At 67.5% G+C, this 25,719-nt stretch carries 20 protein-coding genes; 7 read left to right on the forward strand and 13 right to left on the reverse strand.

The window, feature by feature from the left end:
* Positions 1-10: 10 nt before the first annotated feature.
* The 4 genes from ASC66_RS03185 to ASC66_RS03200 form a co-directional block, all read right to left on the reverse strand.
* Positions 11-1,297: a sugar ABC transporter substrate-binding protein gene (locus ASC66_RS03185; RefSeq protein ID WP_055834533.1), complete on the reverse strand. Its 1,287-nt coding sequence runs from the start codon at positions 1,295-1,297 to the stop codon at positions 11-13.
* 168 nt (positions 1,298-1,465) lie between these two features.
* Positions 1,466-2,533: an FUSC family protein gene (locus ASC66_RS03190; RefSeq protein WP_235496654.1), complete on the reverse strand. Its 1,068-nt coding sequence runs from the start codon at positions 2,531-2,533 to the stop codon at positions 1,466-1,468.
* 36 nt (positions 2,534-2,569) lie between these two features.
* Entirely contained in the window at positions 2,570-5,116 is a 2,547-nt protein-coding gene (locus tag ASC66_RS03195; RefSeq protein WP_055834535.1) for an ATP-dependent helicase, read from the reverse strand.
* Positions 5,117-5,225: 109 nt separating this feature from the next.
* The gene (locus ASC66_RS03200; protein WP_055836264.1) at positions 5,226-6,245 is read right to left on the reverse strand and encodes a glycerophosphodiester phosphodiesterase family protein; all 1,020 of its coding nucleotides are present in this window, start codon (positions 6,243-6,245) and stop codon (positions 5,226-5,228) included.
* Between the two features lie 49 nt (positions 6,246-6,294).
* Here ASC66_RS03200 and ASC66_RS03205 point away from each other — a divergent pair, with 49 nt between their 5' ends.
* On the forward strand, positions 6,295-6,855 hold the full coding sequence (locus ASC66_RS03205) for a hypothetical protein (protein WP_055834538.1): 561 nt from the start codon (positions 6,295-6,297) through the stop codon (positions 6,853-6,855).
* 56 nt (positions 6,856-6,911) lie between these two features.
* Complete coding sequence (locus ASC66_RS03210; RefSeq protein ID WP_055834541.1) at positions 6,912-7,709, forward strand: Bax inhibitor-1/YccA family protein; 798 nt, start codon at positions 6,912-6,914, stop codon at positions 7,707-7,709.
* Positions 7,710-8,316: 607 nt separating this feature from the next.
* Here ASC66_RS03210 and guaA read toward each other — a convergent pair.
* From guaA to ASC66_RS03245, 7 genes are all read right to left on the reverse strand, one after another.
* Positions 8,317-9,912: a glutamine-hydrolyzing GMP synthase gene (guaA, locus tag ASC66_RS03215; RefSeq protein ID WP_055834544.1), complete on the reverse strand. Its 1,596-nt coding sequence runs from the start codon at positions 9,910-9,912 to the stop codon at positions 8,317-8,319.
* Positions 9,909-10,373 (reverse strand): DUF3817 domain-containing protein, encoded by a 465-nt coding sequence (locus tag ASC66_RS03220; RefSeq protein WP_055834548.1) that lies wholly within the window; start codon positions 10,371-10,373, stop codon positions 9,909-9,911. Before ASC66_RS03220 ends, guaA begins: the two co-directional genes overlap by 4 nt.
* Positions 10,374-10,382: 9 nt before the next feature.
* Positions 10,383-11,204: an SURF1 family protein gene (locus tag ASC66_RS03225; protein WP_235496658.1), complete on the reverse strand. Its 822-nt coding sequence runs from the start codon at positions 11,202-11,204 to the stop codon at positions 10,383-10,385.
* A gap of 146 nt (positions 11,205-11,350) precedes the next feature.
* Entirely contained in the window at positions 11,351-12,106 is a 756-nt protein-coding gene (locus tag ASC66_RS03230; protein ID WP_055834551.1) for a 2-oxoacid:acceptor oxidoreductase family protein, read from the reverse strand.
* Positions 12,107-12,169: 63 nt separating this feature from the next.
* Entirely contained in the window at positions 12,170-13,906 is a 1,737-nt protein-coding gene (locus ASC66_RS03235) for a glycerol-3-phosphate dehydrogenase/oxidase (RefSeq protein WP_055834554.1), read from the reverse strand.
* Positions 13,907-14,007: 101 nt separating this feature from the next.
* A complete protein-coding gene (locus ASC66_RS03240; RefSeq protein ID WP_055834556.1) occupies positions 14,008-15,126 on the reverse strand; it encodes a GuaB3 family IMP dehydrogenase-related protein in 1,119 nt (372 codons plus the stop codon).
* A gap of 431 nt (positions 15,127-15,557) precedes the next feature.
* On the reverse strand, positions 15,558-17,303 hold the full coding sequence (locus ASC66_RS03245; RefSeq protein WP_055834559.1) for an ABC-F family ATP-binding cassette domain-containing protein: 1,746 nt from the start codon (positions 17,301-17,303) through the stop codon (positions 15,558-15,560).
* Between the two features lie 302 nt (positions 17,304-17,605).
* Between ASC66_RS03245 and ASC66_RS03250 the strand changes: the two genes are divergently transcribed.
* The gene (locus tag ASC66_RS03250) at positions 17,606-18,757 is read left to right on the forward strand and encodes a MalY/PatB family protein (protein WP_055834562.1); all 1,152 of its coding nucleotides are present in this window, start codon (positions 17,606-17,608) and stop codon (positions 18,755-18,757) included.
* A gap of 182 nt (positions 18,758-18,939) precedes the next feature.
* Here the strand turns inward: ASC66_RS03250 and ASC66_RS03255 are convergent, their stop codons facing one another.
* Complete coding sequence (locus tag ASC66_RS03255) at positions 18,940-19,689, reverse strand: SDR family NAD(P)-dependent oxidoreductase (protein WP_055834565.1); 750 nt, start codon at positions 19,687-19,689, stop codon at positions 18,940-18,942.
* 105 nt (positions 19,690-19,794) lie between these two features.
* The gene (gene guaB / locus ASC66_RS03260; protein WP_055834568.1) at positions 19,795-21,297 is read right to left on the reverse strand and encodes an IMP dehydrogenase; all 1,503 of its coding nucleotides are present in this window, start codon (positions 21,295-21,297) and stop codon (positions 19,795-19,797) included.
* A 259-nt stretch (positions 21,298-21,556) separates the two neighbouring features.
* Between guaB and ASC66_RS03265 the strand changes: the two genes are divergently transcribed.
* From ASC66_RS03265 to ASC66_RS03280, 4 genes are read left to right on the forward strand one after another with little or no spacing between them, the layout of a single operon-like run.
* Positions 21,557-22,864 (forward strand): branched-chain amino acid ABC transporter permease, encoded by a 1,308-nt coding sequence (locus ASC66_RS03265; RefSeq protein ID WP_055834571.1) that lies wholly within the window; start codon positions 21,557-21,559, stop codon positions 22,862-22,864.
* A gap of 15 nt (positions 22,865-22,879) precedes the next feature.
* Positions 22,880-23,860, forward strand: a complete 981-nt coding sequence (locus ASC66_RS03270) for a branched-chain amino acid ABC transporter permease (RefSeq protein ID WP_055836270.1) — start codon at positions 22,880-22,882, stop codon at positions 23,858-23,860.
* Complete coding sequence (locus ASC66_RS03275; protein ID WP_055834575.1) at positions 23,850-24,764, forward strand: ABC transporter ATP-binding protein; 915 nt, start codon at positions 23,850-23,852, stop codon at positions 24,762-24,764. Before ASC66_RS03270 ends, ASC66_RS03275 begins: the two co-directional genes overlap by 11 nt.
* Positions 24,751-25,530 carry an ABC transporter ATP-binding protein gene (locus ASC66_RS03280; protein ID WP_055834577.1) on the forward strand — a complete coding sequence of 260 codons (780 nt, stop codon included), beginning with the start codon at positions 24,751-24,753 and terminating at the stop codon, positions 25,528-25,530. The genes ASC66_RS03275 and ASC66_RS03280 overlap by 14 nt, the downstream gene beginning before the upstream one ends.
* Positions 25,531-25,719: the final 189 nt, after the last annotated feature.

The following is a 25,719-nucleotide window of genomic DNA, read 5'->3' on the forward strand; positions in this document are numbered from 1 at the left end:
GTGTGTCTTCTTACTTCTCGTTGAGGATGTCGGTCATCTCGGCTGCGGCGTCGGCAGTGGCCTGCTCAACGGTCTTCTCGCCGGAGAGGATCGACTGAATCATCGTGTTGGTGGTCTTCTTGGCCTGTACGGCACCGAACTTCGGCGTGACGGGCAGCGAAGCGCCGCCGTCGACCATCTGGGTCGCGAAGGCCTGGGTGATCTCATCGGCGCTGGCGACTGATGCGTCGAGTGCCGTGGTCTCGCCCGGGAAGTAACCGCTCTGCGTTGCCCACTCGGTGGCGAATTCGCCGGTGGTCATCATGTTCATGAACTCCCACGCGAGGTCCTTGTTCTCGCTCGACTCGAACATGCTGAGGTGCGAGCCACCGAGCATCGACGGGCTGATGCCGGAGGTCTGGCCGGGGATCGGGAATGAGCCGATCTTGCCTTCCAGCTCCGGGTTCTTGTCGAGGATCGTCGCGGGGGTCCACGAGCCCATGACCGCCATTCCGACCTTGCCCTGGGCGAAGTTGTCGAGGATGTCGGTCTCCTTCCACGTGGTTGCACCAGCGGTCGACGCACCGTGCTTGAGCGCGAGGTCGGTGTAGAACTGGATTCCGGCCTGCGACTTCGCGCTGTCCAGACCCGAGGTCCAGGTGTCACCCTTCTTCGTGGCCACCTCGCCACCGGCACCCCAAACCCACGGGTAGGTGAGCTGTTCGGCATCACCGGCGACGGGGAACGGAATGATGTCGGGGTTGCTCGCCTTGAGCGAGAGAACCGCATCCTGGAACTCGGCCCAGGTCGTCGGCACGGCGATGCCGGCCGCTTCGAAGAGGTCGGTGCGGTAGATCACGGAGCGCACGCCGGCGTACCACGGCATGCCGTAGAGGGTGTCATCGAGCGTTCCCGCCTCGACCAGTCCTTCGACGAGCTTGCCGTCGAGGCCCGCCTCTGTGACATAGTCATCGATCGGCGCGAGGGCGCCGGACTCGGCGAATTCCGCGGTCCACGTCGTGCCGGTCTCGGCGATGTCGGGCGTCGTGCCACCGGCAATCGCGGTGACGAAACGGTCGTGAGCGTCAGCCCACTGCACCATCTCAACATTGAGCTTCGCCCCGGTCTCCTTCGTGAACTCGTCACCGACACGTTCGAAGAACTCGTCAGATTCGGTGTTGGTTCCCTGCATGATCCAGACATCAAGGGTTTGACCCGTGGCGTCACTGCCACTTCCGCCGGTGGTTCCGGCAGAACAGGCAGTCAGACTCAGTGCAGCCGTTGCCAAGATGGCGAGCGGCAGGTAACGCTTTTTCATAGCAGTCTCCTCATTGATGGGCCGAGGCCCGTGATTGCGAATTGAAAATAGTATCCAAGCTGATGCGTACGTGCGAAAGTTATTTTCACGCACTCTGAATACGATACCTCGTGATTCGCGCACTGTGTGCCAGAGGGCCGTCCCGACGACGGGAAAGCCGCCTCCGAGCTACGGCTGCAGAATGCGCGGCGGCAGCAGGCGGGCCGCGAGCACGAGGAGCAGACCGATGGCCGCGCCGAGGGCGGTCTCGATCAGTCTGTCGACGAGCAGCGTGCCGACCGGCAGCGGGCTCGCCAGATGAGCGACGCCGAGAGCCAGCGGGGTCACGAAGACGAGTGCGGCACCATAATTGCGGGCAACGAGGATCTCGGCGGCGAATTGAGCGAAGACCACGGCGATCAGGATGACAAGCGGCGGCGGCTCTGGGAACAGCAGCAGCCCCGTCACGAGCACGCCGATCGCCGTTCCCACGATGCGATGAACGGCGCGCGAGATCGAATGCCGGGCGTGGGGCGGTGGGATCACCGCGATGACGCTCACGACAGCCCAGTACGGATGCCCGATTCCGAACGCCATCGCGAGCGCACCGGCCAGCAGAGCACCGACCACGTTCTGGGCCACCGCCAACCACAGTTGCGGTTCGCGCGCGGCCGACCATCGAATGCGCGGCGAGCGAGGCAGCGTCTTGAACCAGTCAGCGTGCCGTCTGCCCGCTATCCGGCGCAGCAACCATCCCGACATCGAGACCGCCAGCGCGAAGAGGGCGGCGCACACCGCGATTCCGATGCGCAGCACGAGCTCTCCGCTCGGCGTCGGCACGGCCGCACAGACCAGCAGGCCGAAGACGAAGAACAGCGGCGTCGGCGGGAACAGGCCGAAGACTGCGGCCAACACCAGGCCGCAGACGATCACCAGCACGAGCGCCAGCGCGGTCACCCAGAGTGCCGCACCCGTCGCGGCGATGGTCGTGCCGAGCGCAACGCTCACGACGAGACCGGTTGCGGCGATGCTGACGCTCCGGAAGCGCAGCCGGTACGGCTCGCTCCGGCCGTACAGCGCCGTCATCGCGCCGAACGACGCATAGGCGGCGAGATCGAGACGGTCGAGCGCGAGAAGCACGAAGAGCGGGACCGCCATCGCGAGCGCTGCACGACTCGCAACCTCGACGTCGAGCGCGCTCAATGAGCGCAGACGTTGGGTCAACGACTGCGGCCGCTTCGCTTCTTCCACGCTCACTGGCCTGCTGCTCTACTCGTGTTCTCGTGTTCTCGTCTACAACTTCTCGATCGGGGCGATCTTGATCAGCAGTTTCTTCGCGCCGGCCTTGTCGAACTGCACATGGGCGACCCGCTTCGTTCCCTCGCCAGTGACCTGGTTCACGCGGCCATCGCCGAAGTCGACGTGGCGGATGCGATCGCCCGCCTGCAGGGTCAGGTCACCGTTGTCGCGCACCTGCGCGGTGACCCGGTTGGCCCACTCGGTCTTGGGCTTCGGCGCGGGCGGCAGCTCGCCGCCGAAGCGATCGGAGCCGGTTCCGCGGGAGCCGTAGCCGTCACGCCGGGCGTTGAGCGCTCGGGGCTGGGTTCCGCCGCGCGAGTTCGCCATGCCTGGCGACTGGCGCCACTCGATCAGATCGCCGGGGATCTCCTGCAGGTAGCGGCTCGGCATCGCCACATTGGTTTCGCCGAACTGGGCGCGCGTCATCGCGAGCGAGAGGTAGAGGCGCTTCCGGGCACGGGTGATGCCCACGTAGAACAGGCGGCGCTCCTCGGCCGGACCGCCGGGCTCTCCCGCCGACATCTGGTGCGGCAGCAGCCCCTCCTCGATGCCGGTCAGGAACACCGAGTCGTACTCGAGCCCCTTGGCCGTGTGCAGCGTCATCAGCGAGACGGTTCCGCTGGAGTCGTCGAGGTCGTCTGCTGCGGCAACGAGCGACACCTGGGTGAGGAAGTCGATCAGGCCGGCATCCGGGTTCTCCTTGACGAAGTCCTTGGTCTGGGCGAGGAGTTCCTCGACGTTCTCCGCACGCGTCTCGTCCTGCGGGTCGCGGCTGTTGCGCAGCGTCTCGAGCAGTGTGCTCTCGGTGAGCAGGAAGCCGAGCACGTCGCTGACCTTGGCCGCGCCGGCACCCCCGCTGGTTGAGCCTGTCGAAACCGGGTCGAGCATGAGCGCGGCCTCGTCGAGGAGCTTGGCCAGTTGCAGGATCGCACCGGTGACCTTGGGGCCCATGCCCAGGCTCCCCGCGTCGCGCATGGCCTGGCGGAAGCTGATGCCGTTGGCCTCGGCGAAGCTCGCGAGCTGTGTTTCGGTGGCCGGGCCGATGCCGCGCTTGGGGGTGTTCAGGATGCGACGGAGGGCGAGCTCGTCGGCCGGGTTCGCCACGGCGATGAGGTACGCCATCGCGTCTTTGATCTCGGCCCGCTCGTAGAACTTGGTGCCACCGACAACGCGGTAGGGCAGGGCAGAGCGCACGAAAATCTCTTCCAACGCACGGGTCTGTGCGTTGGTGCGGTAGAACACGGCGATGTCGCGGTATGCGACGCCCTCGCCGTGCAGCTTCTCGATCTCGTCGGCGATGAATTGTGCCTCGTCGTGGCCGGAGTATCCCGTGTAGCCGATGATCTTGGCCCCGTCGCCGACGGCCGTCCAGAGCTTCTTGTCCTTGCGGTCGAAGTTGTTGGAGATCACGGAGTTCGCCGCGCTCAGGATGTTCTGCGTCGAGCGGTAGTTCTGCTCGAGCAGCACGACCTTCGCGCCCGGGTAATCACGCTCGAACTCGACGATGTTGCGGATGTCGGCACCGCGGAAGGCGTAGATTGACTGGTCGGAGTCGCCGACGACGGTGAGTGATGCACCCGGAATACCGCCGTTGGCGTCGCGCAGCGACTGCACGTGGTGGCCTGCCGTGGCCATCTCGGCGACGATGTGCGGCTCGATCGGGCGGGTGAGCTCTCGAATGAAGGAGTACTGCGCGTGGTTCGTGTCCTGGTACTCGTCGACCAGGATGTGCCGGAAGCGGCGCTGATAGAGCGCCGCGGTTGCCGGGAACGCCCGGAACAGGAAGACGGTCTCGGCGAGGAGGTCGTCGAAGTCGAGAGCCTGGGCGGCCCGCAGCCGGCGGGTGTACTGCCGGAAGATCTCGAGGAACATGAGCTCCTGCGGGTCGCTGAGGTTGGCGTTGCGCGCGTAGCTGTCGGCATCCGCCAGCTCGTTCTTGAGCTTGGAGATCTTGTTGGAGACGCCGGCGGCCGTGAACCCGAGCGTGTCGGCGTCCAGCTCCTTGATGATGCGCTTGATGACGTTGCGCGAGTCGGCTGAGTCGTAGATCGTGAAGCTGCTGCTGAGCCCGGCCTTCTCGGCCTCCGCGCGCAGAATGCGCACGCAGGAGGAGTGGAAGGTCGAGATCCACATGCCGCTGGAGGCCTGTCCGAGCAGCTGTTCGACACGCTCGCGCATCTCGGCCGCGGCCTTGTTGGTGAAGGTGATGGCCAGGATCTGACTGGGCCACGCCTCGCGACTGCCGATGAGGCCGGCGATGCGGTGGGTGAGCACGCGCGTCTTGCCGGAGCCTGCGCCCGCGACGATGAGCAGGGCGGGGCCGCGGTACTCGACGGCCTCACGCTGTTCGGGGTTCAAACCATCGAGCAGGCTGTCGCCGCCCGCCCACGCTCCCCCACCCGGAAGTCCGCCCGGCATGGCGCCTGGCCCGCCGAAAGACGCTCCGCTCGATCCGCCGGAGGACGGAAAGCCACCCGGTCCGTCGTGCACGATCATGGGTCGCGAGTCGGTCGGTTCGTCGGGATCAAAGAGAGTGCTCATGTCTGACTCCAGTGTAGGCGGGGCCGCTGACAGAGCGCCCGTGCCCCCTAGCCAGCATCGGTGGCGGTTCCCCAGGCTTCCTTGGAATGGGCTGCCGCCTTTCGCGACGCTACGCGTCGCGCAGGCCGTCGCGTACCGCGAGCGCGAGGTCGGGGTGGTCGGCGAAGACGCCGTCGATTCCCGTGCTCATCACGAGCTCGAATTCGCTCCACCAGTGGCCGAAGGTGCCGGCCCCCTTGCCGATTCGATGCGCCGGCAGCAGGAAACGGTTCTCCGGACGCAGAGTCCAGGTGTAGACCTGGAGCCGCGCCGCGTGCGCCAGATCGACGAGGTCGCTCGACTGCGGCTGGCCTGCGGCATCCTGGTGCACGATCATCCTGCGGTCGACGCTGATGCCATCGACGACACCGCCGAGCGCGTAGAGTCCCGCCTCCGTCACGTAGTCGGCGTAACTCTTCGCGGCGGCGCCGTGAGCGAGACGTTGGTCTTCCGGTGTGCCGGATGACTCGAGCAGGAACACCCGCTTGCCGCCTGCACCCAGCGCGGAGAGCTTCTCGAGCACCGTCAGCTCGAAGGCCTCCATCGTGAGCCTCCCATCGCGGGAGCTCCAACCGGAGTCATCGAGCTCTGCAACGAAGAGCTCGTCGAGCGGCAGCCCGATCGACTCGAAATAGCTGGCGTGCTTGATCTCGGCGACCATTCCGATGCTGCGCCGCAGCACCTCAGAGCTCTCGTCGATCAGGTTGAAGAGGTCGCGGAGTCGCATGATCGGGTAGCGGCCGTCGAATGCCGTGTTCGCGGCGCGCAGCTTGGGCAGGCGTTCGCGCGCCCGCAGCGTGCGGAGTTCACCCCAGGTGAAGTCCTCGGTGAACCAGCCCGTCAGCTCCTTGCCGTCGATCACTTTCGTGGTGCGCAGGCCCTCGAATTCCGGATGCCGCGCCACATCCGTCGTGCCCGAGATCTCGTTCTCGTGCCGGAGCACCAGCACGCCGTCCCGCGTCGCGACGATGTCGGGCTCGACGGCGTCGGCACCGAGGGCGAAGGCCAGCCGGTACGCCGCCTCGGTGTGCTCAGGACGGTATCCGCTGGCGCCCCGATGACCGATGATGAGCGGAGACACGAGCGACATGGCATAAGGGTAATGGCCGTAGAGGCGCTGCGCTGCAACAATCGAGACGATGTCCACGCATTCAGGATCCCGAGCGCCCCTCGATTCGAACGAGCCGCTGCCGTTCACCGAACCCACTCGGGCGTTGCCGCTGCGCTGGGGAAGCTATCGCTGGAGGTTGATCGGCGGCGGCTGCGCGATCGTGATCGGCGTGGCATCCGTGCTGTTCACCAGCACCTACAGCCTGCAGTTTCTGGCCGTCGGCTCGCTGTTGCAGGCGACGGGATGGATTGTGCTCCCCGCCCGCGGCTGGCGCAGGCTGTTCGCGCTCGGGCCCTGCCTTTTCGTGTCGTGGCTGATGCTCGCCGGAGCCGACTTCGCCGTCTTCTCGACGGTGTTCCTGGCCGGCTGGCTGCTGGTGCGTCAGAGACCGCCACTGGCGTGGCTCACTCTCGCGCTTCCGATCGGCGTCGGGGCTGCGTGCAGCGCGGGTTTCGCCAGCTACGAGCAAAATTGGGCTGTGTTCACAATCAGCGGTGCCGCCGTGCTGGCCGGTGCCTGGTTGGCACGTCTGCTCGCCCGCGCGACTTCCCGCCAACGCACAGCAAGATCCGCTAGTTTAGAGGGATAGCACCCGCACGCGGCATCATCGTCTCGTGCGCTTCGCCCCGAGCCCCAGAGGATCCCATGGCACTCGAGAACCCCGCCTTCCGCAGCCAAGCCTTCACCGGCAATTCGTCCGTCGCGAACGCCGTGTCGGTCGAGGAGCTGCAGGACATCTACAACCGGCCGACGGCCGGCGCCGCTGACACTGACCGGATGACGGTCGAAGACACGGTCGTCAAGAGCGTCGCCGCCTTCGCTGTGATGCTCCTCGGCGCATCACTGGGCTGGGTCACCGCCGCAACCATGCCCGCCGTGTGGATGATCGCCGGCGTCATCGGCTTCGTGTTGGCGCTCGTGAACATCTTCAAGAAGGAGCCGTCGCCGGCCCTCATCCTCGCCTACGCCGCAGCACAGGGCATCTTCGTCGGTGCGATCTCGGCGACCTACGAGGCGCTCTACGATGGCATCGTCATTCAGGCCGTACTCGCCACCCTCGCCGTCGTCGGCGTGACGCTGGCCCTCTTCGCCAGCGGCAAGATCCGCGCATCGAAGAAGGCCACCAAGGTCTTCCTGATCGCCATGGTCGGCTATCTGGTGTTCTCGTTGCTCAACCTGGTGCTCAGCATGACGGGCGCGGTCAGCAACCCGTGGGGCCTGCGCGGTGAAGAGATCTTCGGCATCCCGATCGGCCTCCTGCTCGGCGTGCTTGTCGTGATCATGGGCGCCTACTCGCTCGTGCTCGACTTCGACTTCATCCAGCAGGGCGTCAAGAACCGTGCACCGCGCAAGTACGCGTGGTCCGGTGCCTTCGGCATCATGGTCACCGTCATCTGGCTGTACCTCGAGATCCTGCGCATGTTCGCGATCGCTCGCGACTAACCAGCCACTCGAATCACCCGTCACACGGGGCCGCCCTTCTGGGCGGCCCCGTTTGCGTTCCCGGGCGCCGGCGGCCGGCGGCTGAGGGAACGCCGGCGTCCGCACTCCTGAACGTGTGACCAGCTCGGGTCGTCAGGGTGTCGCGGCTGCAGTGTCGGCGGATCCGCTCGGGGCTTCGCGTGCGGCGCTGCTCCTTCGTCGCGGCGTCGCTCGCTCGAGCCGGCGTGCATCCTCACGCTGGCTCGAGGGAGCGCCAGCGACCGAAGCCCTGARCRTCTRSCCGGATCGGGTCGCCCGCCGCAGCACCAGCATCGGCGGATCCGCTCGGGGCTTCGCGTGCGGCGCTGCTCCTTCGTCGCGGCGTCGCTCGCTCGAGCCGGCGTGCATCCTCACGCTGGCTCTCTAGCCGGATCGGGTCGCCCGCCGGAGCACGGGCATCGGTGACGGTTCTCGAGGTTGCCTGGGTCGGGGTGCCGAGTTATGAACGACAGAGGCCGGGCCCCTCACCGTCAATCGCAAGCAATCTGCGATCCGGTGGGGCCCGGCCTCTGTCGTTCATTGTCTGAGCTGAGGAGCGAACCATCCGCTCCCGGCTATAGCTGCAGAGCTACTCCCACTCGATGGTTCCCGGCGGCTTGCTCGTGACGTCGAGCACGACGCGGTTGACGCCGTCCACCTCGTTCGTGATGCGATTGGAGATCTTCGCCAGCACGTCGTAGGGCAGGCGCGTCCAGTCCGCCGTCATGGCGTCCTCGGACGAGACCGGGCGCAGCACGATCGGGTGACCGTAGGTGCGGCCGTCGCCCTGCACTCCGACGGAGCGCACATCGGCCAGCAGCACGACCGGGCACTGCCAGATCTCGTTGTCGAGGCCGGCGGCGGTCAGCTCGGCGCGCGCGATGGCGTCGGCCTTGCGCAGCAGCTCAAGGCGGTCGAAGGTGACCTCGCCGACGATACGGATGCCGAGGCCGGGGCCGGGGAACGGCTGGCGGCCGACGATGACCTCCGGCAGACCGAGCTCGCGGCCGATGGCGCGCACCTCGTCCTTGAACAGGGTGCGGAGGGGCTCGACGAGCTCGAACTGCAGGTCCTCAGGCAGACCGCCGACGTTGTGGTGGCTCTTGATGTTCGCGGTGCCAGAGCCTCCACCGGATTCGACGACATCTGGGTACAGGGTTCCCTGCACGAGGAAGCGGATCGGCTCGCCGTCGGCCGAGGCCTCGGCGACGAGCTCGCGCTCGGCCTGCTCGAAGCTGCGGATGAACTCGCGGCCGATGATCTTGCGCTTCGTCTCCGGGTCGCTCACACCGGCGAGGGCGTTGAGGAACTGCTCACGGGCGTCGATCGTGACGAGGCGAACGCCGGTGGAGGCGACGTAGTCCTCTTCGACCTGGCGACGCTCGTCCTGGCGCAGCAGGCCGTGGTCGACGAAGATGCAGATCAGCTGGTCGCCGACGGCCTTGTGCACGATGGCGGCGGCCACCGCGGAGTCGACTCCGCCGGAGAGGCCGCAGATGACGCGACCGGTGCCGACCTGCGCCTGGATCTTGGCGACCTGCTCGGCGATGACGTTGCCGCTGTTCCAGTCGGCTGCGATGCCCGCGGCACGGTGCAGGAAGCTCTCCAGCACGTGCTGGCCGTGCTCGGAGTGCTTGACCTCCGGGTGCCACTGCACGCCGTAGAGGCGCTTCTCGTCGTTCGCGAAAGCGGCGACCGGGGTCGAAGCGGTGGAGGCGAGAACGGTGAAGCCCTCCGGGGCCTTCGACACGGAATCGCCGTGGCTCATCCACACGGTCTGCTCGCTCGGCTGGTCGGCGAGAAGCACGTTGCCGCTGGCATCCGTGACCGTCACCGGGGTCGCGCCGTACTCGCGGTTGCCGGTCTGTGCGACCTCGCCGCCGAGGGCGGTCGCCATCACCTGGAAGCCGTAGCAGATGCCGAGCACGGGGATGCCGAGCTCGAAGATGGCCGGGTCGAACTGCGGGGCACCCTCTTCGTAGACCGACGACGGCCCGCCGGAGAGCACGATGCCGATCGGGTTCTTCTCTGCAACCTCCGCCGCGGTGATCGCGTGCGAGACGATCTCCGAGTAGACGGATGCCTCGCGCACGCGTCGGGCGATCAGCTGCGCATATTGCGCGCCGAAGTCGACGACCAGTACGGGTCGTTGCGCCGTTGGCGCCTCAGCTTGGGGGTCGGTCACGCGTGTGCCTCCACGGGGTCGGTGGCCGCCGCTTCACGCTTGGCCAGATAGGTTTCGACCTCGCGTGCAACGCGCACCTCGAGGAAGAAGGAAAGCAGGGGGATCACGCCACCGAGGGCGAGCAGCAGGAACTTCGGGAAGAGCCAGCGCATCAGGCTCCACAGCTGGAAGCACGCGAAGAGGTACACGACGTAGAACCAGCCGTGCGCGATGAGGATGCCGGTGGAGAGATTCGCTCCGACGCCGGTGGACTCCCAGCCGGTGGCCGTTTCGACCATGGGGGCGAAGTACAGGAAGCCGGCGTCACCGAATCCGTAGAGTTCGAGGTGGAAGGCGTACTTCACGATCATCTCGGCGCAGAGCAGCAACAGCATGACACCGGTGATCACCGAGGTGACCTTGTACAGCTTCACTGCCTTCCGAATGCGCGGGAATACGGCGGGTTTCGGCTCGAGGGGCATGACTCTAGTCTACGCGCGCTCGTTGAGCGCTTCGTCCGCCGCTGGCGCCGCCGCCGCATCCTGTGCTGCGGCGTCTTCGGCCGCTTCACGCTCGCGCTCCCAGGCGTCGCGCACGAGGCGGTACCAGAGGAAGACCGCGAAGCCGGCGAACACCGCCCACTCGATGGCGTAGAAGATGTTCAACCAGTTGAGTTCGACCTCGGGGTTCGGCTCCGGCGAATCGATCCTGCTCAGCCCGGTCGGTGCGTCAGCCGAGACGATGTAGGCGGTGTACACGGACTGATTGTCGAAGTCCGCCCAGAGGTTGATCAGCGCGGAGACGGCGACGGTGCGCATCTCGTGCGGGTCGGTTCCCTCCGCCGGGACCTCGGGGCCTTCGGTGGGAAGAAGTCGCCCGGTGATGCTGATGGTCTCGGAGGCCGAGTCCTGCTCGGCCAGCGCTGCGGCCACCTGCTCTGCGGTCTCGGCGTCCGCAGCCCAGCCGCGGGCCACGGGGATGCCGGGGGTGTCCGGCAGCTCGACGGCGAAGTGGCTGACCACCCAGTAGCCGGCAACTCCGCCGTTCAGCCGGCCGGCGATGATCTGTTCGTCACCGCCGACGTAGCGGCCGTCGACGCTGACCATCTGGCCGGTCGCGGTCTGCCGGATCGGGTCGGCCGGGTTGGCGACCTCGGTGAGTGGCTGCACGACCTCGGTCGTTCGTTCCTCGGCCTGCCCGCTCTCCATGGCGCTCTGGAGCTGCCACTGACCGAGCAGCGCGAAGACCGCGGCAACCGCCAGCGCGCCGAGGAGGGCGAGAATCCAGCGCGGACGCAGCATGATCGAGAGCATTGTTGAATCGTGTCCTGCGGGGTATCGGCGAACGGGCGGAATGTGATGCTGGCGAACGCTCGCCAGTCGAGAGGAAGGCTCTGTCGAGAGGAAGGCTCTGTCGAGGCAATCGATACCCTCGAGGCTATCGCGCTTTGCTGGTGGTCTCAGGCGCAGCCGTCGACAACCATTTCCGGCGCACCGACCCAACGCACCGTGCCCTCATCGGACTCAACCGCGACGACGGCGGCCTGGGCGGTGCTCCCGTCCGGGGCGGGGACATCAACGACGTCGACGACGGTGCCGATGCATGTGTACAGGTCACTGTCGAAACCGGGACGGCTTGACGCAAACTCCCAGCTGTCGCCGGCTTGAATCCCCTCACTGCTCGACATGGGCATGTCTCCGCTGGCAGGCCCGTCGAAATAGACCGCGAATCGAGGCCACACGAGGTAGTCGAGCCCGTCGTCGATGCGGCGCTGCTCGTCGTACAGCCGCTCGTCGAGAACGAAGTCGTCCCAGCGGTGGAAGACCCCGGGCGGCGCGTGGTTCGTCCCCTGGTAGGCCTCGTCGGCCGGCGGCTCGCCGAACACCGCGCTGAGCACCGCGATCGCGTTGGCCGGCGACGACATGTAGCTGAGAGTTGTAAGGACGACGCCGTCGCCGCGCAGTTCAAGCACATCGGGTCTGGCCACAAAGCCGTTCACCCGCCCGAGCATCTCCTCGTCAATGACAGGCTGCGCCGGGACCGGGACCGGCGCGAGCGTGGTGGTCGGCACCGGCCGCGCGGGCGCGGTGGGCGTCGGCTCAGCCTGTGGGGAGAGCGGGGTCGCGCTGCATCCGCCCAAGACCAGGGCAAGCCCGACAGCCAGCGCGATGAGGCTCGATCTGGCGCCCCGCCCGTCCCGCGTGATTCTCCCCATGAGCTCATCGTCGCAGAGGGCGCAGCACCGCGGTGGCGACACGCCCACACGCTCGATCGAGAGCTACTTGCCCTCGACCGCCATGATGTCAGGGGCCTCCAGCCGCACCCTGTCGGCGGACTCGTCGTCCGGCTGCTCCTGCGATGCCCGCTCCGCCGCGACCCGCTTGAGGTAGTTGGCGACCTCGAGTTCCTCGGTCTTCTCGTCCCACCCCAGAACGCCGGCCATGAGCTTGGCGGCGACGGGCGCAGCAGAGACGCCGCGGTCCCACGCCTCGATCGAGATGCGGGTGCGCCTGGCGAGCACGTCTTCGAGGTGCAATGCACCCTCGTGCGAGGTGGCGTAGACGATCTCGGCTGCCAGATAGTCGTCGGCCCCCGGCAGCGGCTCGCCGAGCGTGGCATCCGCCTTGATCAGATCGAGCAGCTCATCGGTGAGCGTGCCGTAGCGGTTGAGCAGATGTTCGATGCGCACCTTGTGCACCCCGAATGCCTGGGCGATGCGGCCGCGCTTGTTCCAGGCCGCCTGGTATCCCTCCGCGCCAAGCAGCGGGATGTCCTGCGTCGTCGACGGTGGGATGCGGCCGTCCAGCGCGTCGACGGCGGCATCGATGGCGTCCTTGGCCATCACGCGGTAGGTCGTCCACTTGCCGCCGGCGATCACGACGAGCCCCGGAACGGTGTGCGCGACGAGGTGCTCGCGGGAGAGCTTCGATGTCTGCTCGCTCTCGCCGGCCAGCAACGGGCGGAGCCCGGCGTAGACACCCTCGACATCCTCTCTGGTGAGGTCGATCGAGAGCACCTTGTTGACGTGTTCGAGCAGGTAGTCGATGTCGGATGCCGTGGCGGCCGGGTGTGCCTTGTCGAGGCTCCAGTCGGTGTCGGTCGTGCCGATCAGCCAGTGCCTGCCCCAGGGGATCACGAAGAGCACGCTCTTCTCCGTGCGGAGCAGCAGGCCCATCGCCGATTGGAATCGGTCACGCGGCACAACGAGGTGGATGCCCTTTGATGCGCGCACCTTGAATGTGCCGCGCTCCCCCACCATGCGCTGGGTGTCGTCGGTCCAGACGCCGGTCGCATTGACGACCTGCTTGGCCCGCACCTCGAACTTCTCGCCGGTCTGCAGGTCATGCGCCTGCACGCCGACGACCCGCTGCCCGACCTTGATGAAGCCCTCGACACGCACCCGGGAGGCGGCGTGCGCACCGTAGAAGGAGGCCGTGCGCACGAGCGACGACACGTAGCGCGCGTCATCGACCTGCGCGTCGTAGTAGGTGATGCCGCCGATCAGCGCGTCATTCGCCAGCGACGGGATCAGGTGCTGCACCTGGCGCTTGCTGAGGTGCCGGTGGTGCGGAACCCCCGGCGGGCGACCGCCGGTGTAGCTGAAGATGTCGTAGAGCAGCATGCCGGCGCCGACGTAGGCGCGCTCGATGACCCGCTGCTTCAACGGGTAGAGGAAGCGCACCGGCTTCACCAGGTGCGGTGCGATGCGCTGCAACAGCAGCCCGCGCTCGATCAGCGCCTCCCGCACGAGCCGGAAGTCCAGCTGTTCGAGGTAGCGGATGCCGCCGTGCACCAGCTTCGATGATCGGCTCGACGTGCCCGAAGCCCAGTCGCGCTCCTCGAGGATTCCGACGCTCAGGCCGCGGGTGACGGCATCCAGCGCCGACCCGGCCCCGACGATGCCACCCCCGACCACCAGGATGTCCAGCTCTTTCTCTTTGAGCCGGGTGAGAGCCGCAGCCCTCTCCTCCGGTCCGAGCTTGCTCGAACGCGTCACGCTGTTGCGCTGGGCCATCATTGCCTCCCGAGGTACGTGGTACTGACGGACTGCTGTGCTGCGGTGCTGCGGTGGTGCTGAACTACGGGGCCCGGCTGGCGGCCGGACTACTTTCGAGGCTAGTTGGCTTGGTACGGAGCCACAACAACTTCGACCCGCTGGAACTCCTTGAGGTCGGAGTAGCCGGTCGTTGCCATCGAGCGGCGCAGCGCGCCGACGAGGTTCGCGGTGCCCTCCGCGACGGGTGCGGGGCCGTAGAGGATCTCCTCGAGTGGGGCGACCGTTCCGACGTGGACCCGGTTGCCGCGGGGCAGCTTGGGGTGGTGTGCCTCCGTGCCCCAGTGGTAGCCGCCGCCGGGTGCGTCGCTCGCGCGGGCGAGCGCCGCACCGAGCATCACGGCATCCGCGCCGCAGGCGATCGCCTTGACGATGTCGCCGGAGGTTCCGAGGCCGCCGTCGGCGATCACGTGCACGTAGCGTCCGCCGGACTCGTCCATGTAGTCGCGGCGAGCGCCTGCGACGTCGGCGACGGCCGTTGCCATCGGGGCGTGGATGCCGAGCGATGCACGGGTGGTCGATGCCGCGCCTCCGCCGAAGCCGACGAGCACGCCGGCCGCACCGGTGCGCATCAGGTGCAGGGCGGCCGTGTAGGTGGCCGCGCCGCCGACGATGACGGGAACGTCGAGCTCGTAGATGAACTTCTTGAGGTTGAGCGGCTCCTGGTTCTTGGAGACGTGCTCGGCCGAGACGGTGGTGCCGCGGATGACGAAGAGGTCGACGCCGGCCGCGACGACGGTGCTGTAGAACTCCTGCGTGCGCTGCGGCGAGAGCGCTGCGGCGACGGTGACGCCGGCCGCACGCACCTCGGCGATGCGGGCGGTGATCAGTTCCGGCTTGATCGGCGCGGAGTAGATCTCCTGCATGCGCGCTGTCGCCTTGGCCTCGCTCAGGCCGCGGATCTCGGCCAGCAGGGGCTCCGGGTTCTCGTAGCGGGTCCAGAGGCCCTCGAGGTCGAGCACTCCAAGACCGCCGAGCTGGCCCATCATGATCGCCGTCTGCGGGGAGACGACGGAGTCCATCGGCGCAGCGAGGAACGGGATGTCGAACTGGTACGCGTCGATCGACCAGCTCACCGAGACATCCTCGGGGTCGCGGGTGCGCCGAGACGGCACAATCGCGATGTCGTCGAATGCGTAGACACGACGTGCCCGCTTGGACCGGCCGATTTCAATCTCCATGCTCACCCCTCCAGCCTATCGAACCCGGCGGCCCGGCGTTCCGGGCGCCGCGCGCCTGCCGGTTGAGCGTCGCCTCCCGCGGCGTGAGCTCCTCCCGCTGGTTTCGTCACAGGTTCCCGCTGGTTGCGCCTCAGCCTTCCGCTGGTCCCGCCGCATCTCCCGCTGGTTTCGTCACAGCTTCCCGCTGGTTGCGCCTCGGCCTTCCGCTGGTTGAGCCTGTCGAAACCCTCTCAGGCGGTTTCGACAAGCTCAACCAACGGGTGTGCGCTCACCATCGGGTGTGGGCTCAACCATCGGGTATGCGCTGACCGGCGGGTGTGGGCTCAACCCGCGGGTGTGGGCTCAACCATCGGGCATGCGCTGACCGGCGGGTGTGGGCTCAACCCGCGGGTGGGGGCTCAACCAGCGGGTGGGGCGCAACCGGCGGCACGTCACCGTTCGCGCACGACGCGGGACTCCGTCCAGACCGGCTCCTCCGACTCGTACACCTCGCCGTCGGAGCCAAACACGAGGCAGCGGTCGAAGCCACGGGCGAACCACCGGTCGTGGGTGACCGCGAGCACGGTGCCGTCGAAGCGGGTGAGCGCGTCCTCCAACGCTTCCGCCGACACCAGGTCGAGGTTGTCGGTCGGTTCGTCCAGCAGCAGCAACGTCGCCCCGGAGAGTTCGAGCAGCAGGATCTGCAGCCGCGCCTGCTGCCCGCCGGAGAGCGAGTCGAACGTCTGCTCGGCGGCGGCGACGAGGCCGTAGCGGTCCAGCGCCCCGCTGGCCGCCTCGCGCGGCATTCCGGAGCGGTGGCTGTCTCCCATGTGCAGGATGTCGAGGAGCGTGCGCCCGCGCAGTTCGGGGTGCTCGTGCACCTGCGCGAACCAGCCGGGCACGACCCGCGCGCCGAGCACGGCTCGGCCCGCGTGGGGAACGGGGGCGAGCGTCTGCCCGATCGCCGTCACGTGCCCGAGCGTGCCGTCCGGCTCCGTTCCGCCGCGGGCCAGCAGGCGCAGGAAGTGCGACTTGCCCGATCCGTTGGAACCGAGAACGGCGACCCGGTCGCCGTACCAGACCTCCAGATCGAACGGGCGCATCAGCCCGCTCAGCTCCAGCTGCTCGCAGACGACGGCGCGCTTGCCGGTGCGCGCGCCACGCAGCCGCATCTTCACGGCCTGGGCCGGCGGGCGCTCCTCTGGCGGGCCGGCATCCTCGAAGCGACGCAGGCGCGTCTGCGCCGCCTGATAGCGCGAGGCCATGCCGTCGTTGTACGTCGCCTTGATCTTCAGGGTCTGCACGAGGGTCTTCAGCGCCTGGTGCTGCTCGTCCCACCGTCGGCGCAGCTCGTCGAGGCGGTCGAAGCGGGCGTTTCGCGCCTCGTGGTAATCCTCGAAGCTGCCGCCGTGCACCCAGGCCGTGTTGCCGGCCGCGCCGAGCTCGATCGTGACGATGCGATCGGCCGCCCGCGCCAGCAGCTCCCGATCGTGGGAGACCAGCAGCACCGTTTTCGGCGTCTGCCGCAGCTGTTCCTCGAGCCAGCGCTTGCCAGGAACGTCGAGGTAGTTGTCCGGTTCGTCGAGCAGCAGCACCTGCTCGGGGCCGCGCAGCAGTGCCTCGAGCGCCAGCCGTTTCTGCTCGCCGCCGGAGAGCGTGCCGAGATCGCGCCAGCGGGCCCGCTCGAACGGCACGCCGAGTGCGGCCATCGTGCAGTGATCCCAGATGGTCTCCTGCTCGTAGCCGCCGGCGTCGGCGTATTCGGCGAGCGCCGTCGCGTACCGCATCTGGCTCACGGTGTCGTCGTGCTCCATGATGGCGAGTTCGGATGCCTCGAGCTCGAGCGCGGCCTCGCGCACCCGCTGCGGCGCCACCGCGATCAGCAGGCTCGCGATGCTGGGCGCAGACGCCGCACCGCCCGCTGCCGCGTCGACCGGGTCATCGAGGCCGTCGCGCCCGCCGACCGCCCCGTGCCCGATGAACTGATCCATCACGCCGAGCCCGCCGTCGATCGACACGCTGCCCTCATCTGCTCGCAGCCGGCCACGGATGATGCGCAACAGCGTCGACTTGCCTGCCCCATTCGCCCCGATCAGCGCGGTCGTCGTGCCCTCGCCGACGCGGAACGCGATGTCGGCCAGCAGCGGCCTGCCGTCCGGCAGCGAGAAAGAGACGCCGTTGACGTCGATGTAGCCCATGTGAAACTCCAGGTCGGTGGCCGGATGCGTGCATCACAGCGCCGCCGAGTGGGCAGCCGACCAGACTACAACGGCATTCGCCGCAGTGCGAGCGGCCGCTTCCGGTCAGCGGTGCGCGCGGCGGCGGCCGGTCAGCGGATGCGAGCGCCGACACGCCGTGATTCGGCGCCGGAATACGCCGATCTGCGTCGCTCCTCCGCGAACCGGCTACGCGTCACACGGCGGATGCTCCGAGTGGCGCGCCCGGCCGACGTCGGCTGGAAATGAGTGCAATCTGCACGGCGGCGGGCCATGCTGGAGCTATGCCGAACATCCCCGCCGAATCCCTCGACCGTCTGCGCACCCGCACCAGCGCGAAGTGGGCGCTGTTCCCCGTCGACGTGCTGCCGCTGCCCGTTGCCGAGATGGATTTCCCACTCGCCGAGCCCGTTGCGGCGGCCTTGCACGACGCGATCCGTCGTTCGGACACCGGCTACACGGCGAGCAGCTTGCCGCAGGCGGAGGCGTTCGCCTCCTTCGCCGAGGCCCGCTTCGGTTGGACCGTCGACCCTGCCCGCGTGACGAGCACTGCCGATGTCTCGATGGGCATCGTTGAGGCGCTCCGGCAGGCGACGAATCCCGGCGACGGGGTCATCATCACGCCCCCGATCTACCCGCCATTCTTCGATCTGGCGCCGGAGGCATCCGCCCGGATCGTCGAGGTGCCGCTCAGCGGAGGGATTGACGAGGGATGGTCGCTCGACCTGGACGGCATCGATGCCGCATTCGCCGCCGGGGCCCGCGCCATGGTGCTCTGCAACCCGCACAACCCGGTCGGCCTCGTGCACTCGGCCGAGTCCCTGCGGCAGCTCGCCGAGATCGCGGCCCGACACAACGCGACGATCGTCAGCGACGAGATCCACGGCGCCCTCAGCTACGGCGAGGTGCCGTACGTGCCATTCCTGACGGTGTCGGATGCCGCCCGCGAGCACGGCGTCGCGGTCACCAGCGCGAGCAAGGCGTTCAATCTGGCCGGGCTCAAGTGCGCGCTCATCGTGACGGCGAGCGAGCGCGGTGACGCCCTGCGCGCCGCGATGCCGTACGAGGTGGAATGGCGCACGAGCATCTTCGGCCAGATCGCCTCGGTCGCTGCGTTCCAGAGCGGCGGCGAGTGGCTCGACGGCGTGCTCGGCACGCTCGACGAGAACCGGCGCCTGCTCGCCTCGCTACTCCAGGAGCAGCTGCCAGGCACTCGCTACCGCCTACCCGATGCCACCTACCTCGCCTGGCTCGACCTCAGTGCGCTGGGCTGGGGCGACCGACCGGCCGAGCGGACGCTCGACGTCGCGAAGGTGGCGCTCACGCCCGGGGTCGACTTCGGCGCCGACGTGGGCCGCGGTCACGCCCGGCTCAACTTCGCCTGCTCGCCGGAACTGCTGCGCGAGGCCGTCGCGCGCATCGCCGCCGCCCGCTGAGCGGACGCGCACAGGATCTAGATACGACCGCGGGCGGCCTACTCGATCAACGGAGAAACTCCGCCGGCCGTGCGGGAAGGAAACTCCGCCGGCCACGCGGGACGGAGAAACCCCGCTGGTCGAGTAGCGAGGAACGAGCGTATCGAGGCCAAGGCCGCCGAGAACCGCCGCCCGCTGAGAGGCTACGCTCCGCCGGCCACGCGGATCGTGGTCCCGCTGATGAACGCGGCACCCGGCCCGAACAGCCACGCGACGATGGGGGCGACATCGCCGACCTCTCCGGCACGGCCGAGTGGGACGCGGGCCGCAACGCGGTCCGGTCGGCCGGCGTCGCCGGCATCGGCGTGGATCTCGGTGCGGATCGTGCCGGGGGCGACACCGACGACGCGGATGCCCTCCGGCCCCAGTTCCTTGGCCAAACCGACCGTGAGGGCGTCGATGCCGGCCTTGGCCGCCGCGTAGTGCACGTACTCGCCGGGCGAACCGAGGGTCGCAGCGCCGGAAGAGATGTTGACGATCACGCCGCCCGCCCCGCCCAGTCGCGTGGACATCAGCTGCACGGCCCGCCTGGCGCAGAGCACCGCGGCGGTGAGGTTGAGCTCGATCACGGCACGGACGACGTCGGCGGGTGTCTCGGCCAGCGGGCCGATGTGCATCGTCGCACCGGCGTTGTTCACCAGGCCGTCGATGCGGCCGAAGCGGGCGAGCGCGCCGTCGAAGAGCCGCTCGATGTCGCCGTCGACCGTGACATCGGCCTGCACGAGTTCACAGGAGGCGCCGAGGCCCAGCAGCTCCGCTCGGAGTGCCGTCGCGGCATCCGCATTGCTGCGGTAGCTCAGCACGAGGTCACAACCGGATGCCGCGAGCTCCCTGGCGATGGCCGCGCCGATGCCGCGGGTTCCTCCGGTCACGACCACGACTGAACGTCTCATGGACTCCATTGTGCCGTCAGCCGACACAGCAACGGCCCATCGGCGGCGCCGTGGCCCACGTTCGCACATGAGCCATGGTGCCCCCGATGGGCCAAGCCGGAGCCGCTAGCGCTTGTAGTTCGGCGCCTCGACGACGATCTGCACATCGTGCGGGTGCGATTCCTTGAGGCCGGCCGCCGTGATGCGCACGAACTTGCCCTTGTTCTTCAGCTCGACGATGGTGCGGCCGCCGACGTAGAACATCGACTGACGCAGGCCGCCGATGAGCTGGTGTGTGACGGCTGCGACCGAACCGCGGTACGCGACCTGGCCCTCGATGCCCTCGGGGATCAGCTTGTCGTCGCTCGGAACATCTGCCTGGAAGTAGCGGTCCTTGGAGTACGAGGTGTTCTTGCCCCGCGTCTGCATGGCGCCGAGCGAACCCATGCCCCGGTACAGCTTGAACTGCTTGCCACCCTGGAACACCACGTCGCCGGGCGACTCGTCGGTGCCCGCGAGCAGCGAACCGATCATGACGGTGTCGGCACCGGCGACCAGCGCCTTCGCGATGTCGCCCGAGTACTGCAGGCCGCCGTCGGCGATGATCGGCACGCCCGCCTCGCGCGCCGCGAGGTACGACTCATAGATCGCGGTGATCTGCGGCACGCCGACACCGGCGACGATGCGGGTGGTGCAGATCGAACCGGGGCCGACGCCGACCTTGACCGCATCGACGCCCGCGTCGATGAGCGCCTGCGCGCCTTCGCGGGTGGCCGCCTGGCCGCCGATCACGTCGATGTGCTCGAACGTGGGATCTGACTTGATGCGTCGCACCATCTCGATGACGCCCGCGGAGTGGCCGTTGGCCGTGTCGACGACGATCACGTCGACCCCCGCATCGCGCAGGGCCTCCGCGCGCTCCCAGGCGTCGCCGAAGAAGCCGATCGCGGCACCGACGCGCAGGCGGCCCTCGGCGTCCTTGGTGGCGTTCGGGTACTGCTCGGACTTGTCGAAGTCCTTCACGGTGATGAGTCCGGTGAGGTGGCCCTCTGCGTCGACGAGGGGCAGCTTCTCGATCTTGTGCTTGGCGAAGATCGCGAGCGCCTCATCGGGATTGATGCCGACGTGGCCGGTGATCAGCGGCATCCGCGTCATCACCTCGCTCACCAGCGTTGTGGCCTTGTCGGCGTTCGCGACGAAGCGCATGTCGCGGTTCGAGATGATGCCGACGAGCTTGCCATCGGTGTCAACGACCGGAAGGCCGCTCACCCGATAGGTCGCGCACACGGCGTCGACCTCGGCGACCGAGGCCTCCGGCGTCGTCGTGACGGGGTTCGAGACCATGCCGGACTCGCTGCGCTTGACCCGGTCGACCATGTCGGCCTGGTCGGCGATCGACAGGTTGCGGTGCAGGATGCCGATGCCGCCCTGCCTGGCCATGGCGATCGCCATGCGCGTCTCGGTCACGGTGTCCATCGCGGCCGAGAGCAGCGGAGTCGCCACGTTGATCCGGCGTGTCAGCCGGGAACTCGTGTCGGCCTCACTCGGGATCACATCCGTATGGCCGGGGAGAAGCAGAACGTCGTCGTAGGTAAGTCCAATGAATCCGAACGGATCTGCCTGATCCATTTCTCCCCTTTGCGTCTAGGAAATAAGTCGTCTGCCTGGCATTCGCCAGCACAGTATGAGCCGAAAACTCGTGGTCTTGGCTTACGTCAATGTTAAGCGAGTTTGCGCGCAGAGCATTCCTCAGATCACAATCAAGTGCTGAAAGTGCGACGAGTCGAAACACTTACGACATAATCAGCACGTACCGTCGACGCTGTTGTCAGCGGTAAGGCCCCGGAGCCGAGCGAGTTCACTCGTCGGCGCCACCCATGGAGGTGCAGTGATATCCACTGAATCGGCTCACAAGAGGTCACCACGCGCGGTCGTCGCGACGGTGCTCTTACTATTCGTCGCGCTCGCGCTCTCGCTCCTCGGCGCGTCTCCGGCTCATGCCGACGACGTCGACGTCGATAAATACGATTACGTCCTTTCCGGGAATGTGACGTTCGACGGCGAACCGCTGGAGGACGTGGTGATCACGGTCGAAGGGCCAGGCACCGACACCGACGTGGAGACCGGCGCAGACGGCAAATGGCGTGTCGGCGTTCCGGAGAAGGCCACGTACACCGTGACGCTCGACGAGGACACCCTCCCCAAGGGCGTTGTCGTGAAAGAGGGCGGCAACCCGCTGACGGCGGAATTCGGGCTCACCAAGACGAAATCGGTCAACTTCTTCCTCGGCGAGGGCACCAGGACAACGGTCTCCTTCTTCGACCAGCTGATCAACAGGGTCGCGAACGGTCTCAACTTCGGGCTCCTGCTGGCGCTGGCGGCGATCGGCCTCTCGCTGATTTACGGAACTACCGGGCTCAGCAACTTCGCCCACTCCGAGCTGATCACCTTCGGCGCCCTGATGACGCTGACGTTCTCGGTGACGTTCGCGCTGCCCGTGTGGTTGGCGATCATCATCGCCCTCGCATTGAGCGCCGCGCTCGGCTGGGGGCTGGATGCCGCCCTCTGGAAGCCGCTGCGCAAGCGCGGCGTCGGCGTCATCCAGCTCATGATCGTGAGCATCGGCCTGGCACTGGCGATGCGCTACACGTACCAGTTCTTCTACGGCGGTGCCACGAGGCAGCTGCCGGGCGCATCACCGGCCGAGCTCCAGCTCGGGCCGCTCTCGTTGTCGTGGATCGACCTCGCCAGCATGGGCATCAGCATCGTCGTGCTGCTCGCCGTCGCGTACTTCCTGCTGCGCACCCGCATCGGCAAGGCGACGCGCGCGGTCTCCGACAACCCCAGCCTCGCGGCGGCCAGCGGCATCGACGTCGACTACGTGATCCGCATCGTCTGGGTCATCGGCGCGACTCTGGCCGGCCTGAGCGGCATCCTCTGGGCGTACTTCCGCCCCGGCGTCAGCTGGGACATGGGCTTCCAGATCCTGTTGCTCGTGTTCGCGGCGGTCGTGCTCGGCGGGCTCGGAACGGCGTTCGGAGCCCTCGTCGGCTCCATCATCGTCGGCCTATTCGTCGAGCTGTCAACGCTTGTCATCCCGCCCGACATGAAATACGTCGGGGCGCTCGTCGTCCTGATCGTCGTGCTGCTGGTTCGGCCACAGGGAATCCTGGGCCGCAAAGAGAGAATCGGCTAGGAGGGCTGAACAATGATCGACTGGGAACTCATCTTCTCCAACGCAGCGGTCGAGCTGATCAGCCCGACCACGGCCGCGTACGCGCTCGCCGCACTCGGTCTGGCGATCCACTTCGGATACACCGGACTGCTGAACTTCGGCCAGGCGGGCTTCATGGCGCTCGGCGCATACGGCTACGCCATCTCGATCCTCACTTTCGGGCTCCCCGTGTGGGGTGCCGTGCTCGTCGGCGTCGGGGCGTCCGTGATCTTCGCCCTGATTCTCGGCGTTCCGACGCTGCGACTCCGGGCCGACTATCTGGCCATCGTGACGATTGCGGCGGCCGAGATCGTGCGACTGCTCTTCACCACGAACTCCTTCGTGGCCGTCACGGGCTCCGCCAACGGCCTCAGCGAGTACAAGGACAGCTTCCGCGCCCTGAACCCGCTGAACTTCGAGGGCCAGGTCGGCTTCGGCCCGTGGGTGCACAGCGCGGACGACTGGTGGGTCATCATCGTGGCCTGGACCGTCGTGGCGCTCGCCTGCGTCTTCACCTGGCTGCTCATGCGCAGCCCGTGGGGGCGCGTGCTCAAGGGCATCCGTGAGGACGAGGACGCCGTGCGCGCCCTCGGCAAGAACGTCTACTCCTACAAGATGCAGAGTCTGATCCTCGGTGGTGTGTTCGGAACGCTCGCCGGCATGATCTTCATCATGCCGCGCGCGGTGATCCCCGCCCACTACGCGACATCGCTCACCTTCTTCATCTACGCGATCCTGCTGCTCGGCGGTGCCGCGACGATCCTCGGCCCCGTCGTGGGCTCGATGCTGTTCTGGGTGTTGCTGTCGTTCTTCTCCGGCTTCATCGCCCGCGCCGTCGAGGCCGGGTGGCTGCCGATCTCCCAGGTGCAGGGCGGGCAGCTGCGCTTCATCCTGGTCGGCGTCGCCATCATGCTGATCGTCATATTCAGGCCGCAAGGCATACTCGGAAACAAGAAGGAGCTGGCTTTTGTCAAATAACGTGACCCCCAGCGCCAAGCCGATCAAGTCGGTCGACCTGCACATCGGCGACGCGGCCCCCGGCTGCCGCAAGAACGATCCGATCCTCGTCGCCGACGGCGTGCGACGCACCTTCGGCGGCCTCACCGCCGTCGATGTCGACCACGTCGAGATTCCGCGCGGCGCCATCACAGCGCTGATCGGGCCGAACGGCGCGGGCAAGACGACGTTCTTCAACCTGCTCACCGGATTCGACAAGCCCGACGCCGGAACGTGGACGTTCGACGGAACGGACCTCGCCCACGTCCCCGCCTACCGGGTGGCGCGGCTCGGCCTGATCCGCACCTTCCAGCTCACCAAATCCCTCGCCCTGCTCAGCGTGATGGACAACATGAAGCTCGGCGCGACCGGCCAGATCGGCGAGAACATGTTCCGCGCGCTGCTGCCGTTCCTCTGGCGCAAGCAAGACAAAGAGATCGAGGCGAAGGCACTCGAGCTCCTGACCCGGTTCAAGCTCGACGCCAAGCAGGACGACTACGCGGCCAGCCTCTCCGGTGGCCAGCGCAAGCTGCTCGAGATGGCGCGCGCGCTGATGAGCGATCCGACCCTGGTGATGCTCGACGAGCCGATGGCCGGTGTCAACCCGGCCCTCACCCAGTCGTTGCTCGACCACATCCTGGGCCTCAAGGAGCAGGGGATGACGGTGCTCTTCGTCGAGCACGACATGCACATGGTGCGCCACATCGCCGACTGGGTGATCGTGATGGCCGAGGGCCGTGTCGTCGCCGAGGGCGACCCGTACACGGTCATGCAGAACCCGGCCGTGATCGACGCCTACCTCGGCCAGCACCACGACAGCGACCTCGGCAGCAGCGATAGCGAGCATGTCGAAGCCATTAAGGAGCTCCTCGATGACGAACAGTAGCCCGGGGATCGTGCCCGCCGCCCAGCCGGAAACCGACAACCGCGAGGTCGTCGTCGACGTGCGCAGCGTGACGGCCGGCTATCTGCCCGGCATCAACATCCTCACCGACTGTTCCCTCACCGCCAGGCAGGGCGAGCTGATCGGGATCATCGGCCCGAACGGTGCCGGCAAGTCCACGCTGCTGAAGTCGATCTTCGGCCTGGTCAAGGTGCGCGGGGGTGGGATCTACCTGCACGGCGAGGAGATCACGAACCTCAAGGCGAACAAACTCGTCGGCAAGGGCGTCGGCTTCGTGCCCCAAACCAACAACGTGTTTCCGACCCTCACCATCCAGGAGAACCTGGAGATGGGCATCTACCAGAAGCCCAAGGGGCTCGCGGAACGGCTGGAGTTCGTCACGGCCATCTTCCCCGAGCTGGGCAAGCGCCTCTCCCAGCGGGCGGGGTCGCTCTCCGGTGGCGAGCGCCAGATGGTGGCCATGTCGCGCGCGCTCATGATGGGGCCGCACGTGCTGCTCCTCGACGAGCCGAGCGCCGGCCTCTCCCCCGTGCGACAGGACGAGGCATTCCTGCGCGTCAAGGAGATCAACAAGGCCGGCGTCACGACGATCATGGTCGAGCAGAACGCACGCCGCTGCCTGCAGATCTGCGACCGCGGCTACGTGCTGGATCAGGGCCACGACGCGTACACGGGCACGGGTCGCGAGCTGCTGAATGACCCGAAGGTGATCGGCCTCTACCTCGGCACCCTCGGACAGGACGACTAGCTACTCTCCAGCGGATGCCGCGGCATCCGCCCCAGAAACGGCGCAAGCGCGGCAGCAACTCCTGCCGCGCTTGCGCCGTTTCTGCCGCCGGCGCTGATCGAGTAGGCCGTCGACCAACACGAACTCCGCCCGCGGTCGGTCGCGCGCGGGCGCAGGGGGCCTCCGGGGCATGCAGAAGGGCCCCGGCCG

Origin of the sequence: Leifsonia sp. Root4, from assembly GCF_001425085.1 — a bacterium.
GTDB lineage: Bacteria > Actinomycetota > Actinomycetes > Actinomycetales > Microbacteriaceae > Microterricola.